The sequence below is a fragment of the Candidatus Nitrotoga sp. BS genome, from assembly GCF_927797785.1.
In the GTDB taxonomy this organism is placed as follows: domain Bacteria; phylum Pseudomonadota; class Gammaproteobacteria; order Burkholderiales; family Gallionellaceae; genus Nitrotoga.
On sequence record NZ_CAKMLL010000018.1, the window covers coordinates 1 to 4,668 of the forward strand.

At 46.7% G+C, this 4,668-nt stretch carries 1 protein-coding gene; it reads right to left on the minus strand.

The genetic code is table 11. The features are described from left to right. Nucleotides 1-291 precede the first annotated feature (291 nt). Nucleotides 292-4,443, minus strand: a complete 4,152-nt coding sequence (locus MJ769_RS00865) for an NACHT domain-containing protein (protein WP_239233957.1) — start codon at nt 4,441-4,443, stop codon at nt 292-294. Nucleotides 4,444-4,668 lie beyond the last annotated feature (225 nt).

Genomic DNA, 4,668 nt, shown 5'->3' on the forward strand with positions numbered 1-4,668 from the left:
ATCAACCTCAACTCGTGGATCATAGCGCCACTACCGCGAAGCGGTTTAGTCCATGAGTCAGAAACGGAACGTTGCTATTGAAAACTGCATCCCATATATAGGATGTACGCAATACCGCCTAACGTTTTACTATTGATAATCAGTATTACCGCTAGCCAGCTTTTTGGCCGCGGGTGGCATTGGTGAACGTCCGCAATCGGGAAGTTGATTGTGATGTATGGCATTAACAGTCGGCAACGTTCCTGAGTTACCCGTCAAATCCCATAAATGGTAATTCAGGCTATGAATTTATTAATCCAGAACGCTAGCATCAACCACGTAGACTGTAATTTTCTTATGAGTACCCGCCAGACGTAGATCTGCAATTTTTTGTAGTTGTGACTGCAATAGTAAGGGATCCGCCGGTTTCTCGCTGTTTGGGCCGCGTTGTATTTCTGTCGGCCCGGCCCATCCAACTAAATAAATACCATAGCGAACTCTTGGATCCTGCATGTATTTTTTCAATAACTGGTTTTCGATAGCGCTCCAAAGTTTAGCGTGATCTCCCCATTTAACTTCCACGGGTATATCTACAATAAGGCCTGAATCCAGAACAAAGGTTAATCGAACGTCAGGTTTCTTTGCATCTAAAACTTCTGGTTCCCGTGCACCGATAATGCGCCTTGCGCGAACTATGGGGATTAATTGCCCAAAAATAGCGGTCTGTAACGCTGGTTCATCAAGGTGTTTTCGATTGCCGCTATCCTTAGTGCCGCTCCACAGCAACGGAACCAAATTGTAATCCGATCGGAAGGCGGGAATTAGCTCTCGTTCTATCAATTCATTCAACATAAGCATCAAGTCGTTATCATTGCGTACAAGAAATGCTTGTTCAACAATAACCTGATTCACTGCTTCAATCGTTAGCGGACTCCATGACTCGTCGGCCTGCTTCTGGATAAGTTCTGCATCAATAGTTGCAAACCAATCGCGGTGTCCCCCATAGCGCATGTCATCTTTCCATGCTCCGAACCACGCGCTGGCAAGCGCTGGAGGTGCATTTGAAATATAAGAAACCAAACTATCGCGTGCGTGTGCAAACTGATCGCTTGGCGTAACCACACCACCACCAAGCTTCCGCTCTGTATGTGGTGGGTGGGCATACAACAGCGGTAATAGTTTGGCATAGTTTTGCCAAGATACCGACTCTGGCCAAGTGCTGTTGAATGCAGAATAGTTGTTTTGCAGTTCTTGAAGACCATTAATGAAGCCTATTGCGCGTTGTGAGTGGCGACTACCTTGAAATACATAATTCTCCAGAACATGGAATGCGCTATCAGCATCAAGTAGCCACCAAGCAGCCGATGCACTCAGAGCTGCGTATTCAAACCACGGCGCAGGCAAGGTTTGTCCTTGCCACTCAGCATTTACTAGAGTGGCTACAAGTTGAAGAACCTCTTTCCGTTGGGAAGAACGAAACAGAATTCTCAAAGCATATTGGCGAGCACGTGTTTGGAATGGAATACCTTCTTTGATAACGTAATTAACAAGTTCATCCATCAGCCCGCTCGGTAAGTCATCGAACGAATTTAAAAACTGCCACACCCTAGGATGCGATTCTTCCGAGGCTGTGCTTTCCTGCTTAATCGTTTCCAGTATTCGCTGCCAAACGGCCTGACGATGGTGAATCCACAAATCTATAAGAAGCGTTGAATTATCGTTGTTGTGATGCAACATACTCCAGATTAAACAATCAACTTGGTATTGATTGAGCGTTGAGAGTTGAGGACGTTTTAGTCGATAGCCAAATTCAGCCGCAATTGCAATATTGGGTAGCGTGTTGGAATATGGCCAGAAGTGAGAAGTATTGTTTAGATCATCCCAAGTTTTAACCAGCCCTTCATGCACGGCTTGTGCCACTCCCTCACCATATTTTCCTTTGATAGCCTCAAGCGGAGCTTCACCAAATATTCCAGAGCTCACTGTGTGCATTACATTAAGGATGAAGTTGTAATTACCAGTACGCAAGACTTCAATATTAGACTGTACAGATGAAAAGTCTTCGGCCTGACGGTTTGTACGTTTGGCCTTCGATTCTTGTTGTTCTCTATGTATCTTCGCTATTTGCCCATCGAGTGAATTAACCCGAATTTCTTGCCAAAGTGAATCGTAGTGAATATTACTCGCGGCGAGCGCCTCAAGCGTTTCGAGCCTGACAGAAAAAGGAGGGTGATATGCAAGGCCCACCAACAAATTAAATATGCGCTTGCCAATTTCTGGTGATCCTGAGTACTCGCGGCATAAATCGATAAAAATCGCCACATCATCGCCTGAAGTAATGCTGTCGTAAAAAGGAAAATGCCACCAAGGGTTGAAATCCTTTCCATCAGGCCAATTCTTTAACTGCCAATTAAACAGTGTAGCTCTCAACTTAGGTAACTCACGCAATTTCTGAATGAGCTTCTGGTGCTCGGTCTCATTGTTCGTCCCATGATGTCGCACCCAACCTGCCAATTTGATCAACCATGACCCTAGTTTGGTAATATCTTGGTCTTCCTCGTTTAGCTCTTTCTGCAATAGTTTGGTGAAAATTTCAGTTATGACCCGCAACGCAATGGAATCCCCATCATCATTCAGAAGTGGGACAATAGCATCCAAGGTGAGCTGGCGGTCAGAGCGATCAGCCGATATTTGTTCTATAAAGTTATCACTCCAAAACAACGCATACATGCCAGTAAAAAAATGGTTGTGTGGAATATGGAGCGCTCGCAGTGCTTGTTCGGTGGACAAGAAGTGAGGGTAGAGGTGATAAAGCAGTGCCCCGCAGGTCTCATCATCTCTGTCCAAGTCTGCTGGTAGATAAAGTAACGGGAGCAGCTTGTCCGCGTAATTATCCGGTGCGCGTCTAGCAAGGATAGTTGCGGCCTTTGTGCGTAGCGTAGATTCCGTATTGCTGTCAGAGGCTATCTGCAAAAGAGCTGGAAAAAGCGGCTCGACCTCGGCAGCGTCGATCATTTCCATGACCATGAGGCGAACTGCTGTGCTTATCCCCGGTTGCAATAGCTGTTGGAGTACATTATCTGCCACTGATCGGGCAAGATCGCCAAAGCGATCAAAATCACGTTGCCAAGTTCTCTTCCCAAAGCGCGTTGCAAGCGTGGTGATCAGCTTCTCACGTTCAGCGGCTGAATAACGAACTGTATCGCCCTGTGCTGCCGTGATCGGATCATGGGTGATTAGCCAATTGCGAAAATGCGCGTCCAAACCAGCGAGCCATGCCGCAGTCTCACGTAATGGCCCCGGTATTACTTCATGCTCTATTGGAAAAAGTGGGAGTATTCTTCCTAGTGGAAGCCCGGCTTTAAGCTGATCTGACAAAGCTTCTGCGGCCATGAACTCGGCAAAGCTCCGATGATAGAAACTGAACCCATGCGTAACATGCTGTGTGAATAGTCCTGTATTCAGAGTTTCGAGAATTTCTTTACGCCCGGATTCTGAGCAAGCGGCGTCCAATGTCCTATCATTTTTCGAGTCCATATCGGGTACCGCAATGGCGTCTTTGCCACCAAAAACCGCATGTACCGCCATTTTTTTGGCGATAGCAATGCGATTAGCTGGCATGGTATGGGGTGGCGCTTGATCCTTGCGTTCACTGTTATGTTCTGCATTTAAGTTATCTATCGCCTGCTTATAAAGGCCGGTTCGATCACGACCTAGTGTTTCATCGCCATGCTGGAATAATTGCAGCATCATAGCCAAGAGCAAGGGTTGACCAGCTAACGGAAAAACGTGCCGTCGTGCCAAAGCATTCATAAATTGGTCGACGGCAATTTGTGTGCCGAGTTTCTCCTTTGCTAAGGTGCGAACTGCAACCTCATCCAATGGCAAAAGTTGTAACGCAACAACTCCACTGGTCGTTTCATCTCCAGATTTAGTATCAGGAAAATACGATATTAATTGACTTAACTCAGTCGGGCGCCAATCACGGCTTCTGCACGAAATACGTAGTTTGATTCTCTCAAGCATTCCGTTGTCATTAAGTTTTCGCAGCCCCTTCTTGATTACATCGAACGCACGTTCGGTCTTGATTCGCCCCTCGTCTAATGCATCTATAAACCACCACACGGTTTGCCCAGCATTCAAAGCGGTATGGAAGCCTTTGGGATCATTCAAGGTTGCGAAAATATCATCCCCGTCGCACCAGTCTTGCCAGCGACTCATGAATGCCACATGACCAGATTCATTCAACTGCGAGAAACGATGAACAAACTCACTGGTCTTGCCGCTTCCTGGCTCACCGAGCAAGGACACGCATGGAACTGCGTCCCAATGTGACCAATCATGCTGACTTACTTCAAACCATTCAGAAGCAGCAGAGGGAAGCCCACGCCTGCTTATCACTGGCAACTGACCGACTTGTCTACAAAGGCGATCAGCATGTATCAAGAATTGGAAGTTAGTCATTGGAAGTCAGTCAATAGTTTTATGGACGAATTCTACTGGGGATACTTGTACAGAGTAAACTCAAGTCAAAAAACTTCCTGCGAAGATAAACCGTGCTTGGATGTTCTGGAACTGAGGTGTCACGACTGGCTGCTATCTGGAAGCCAGGTCAATGGTAGTGACCGGCCGCTATGGTTAAGGGTTGTCGGATGTCAGCCCTCAACCGCTGCGCGATCAGGATGCAGC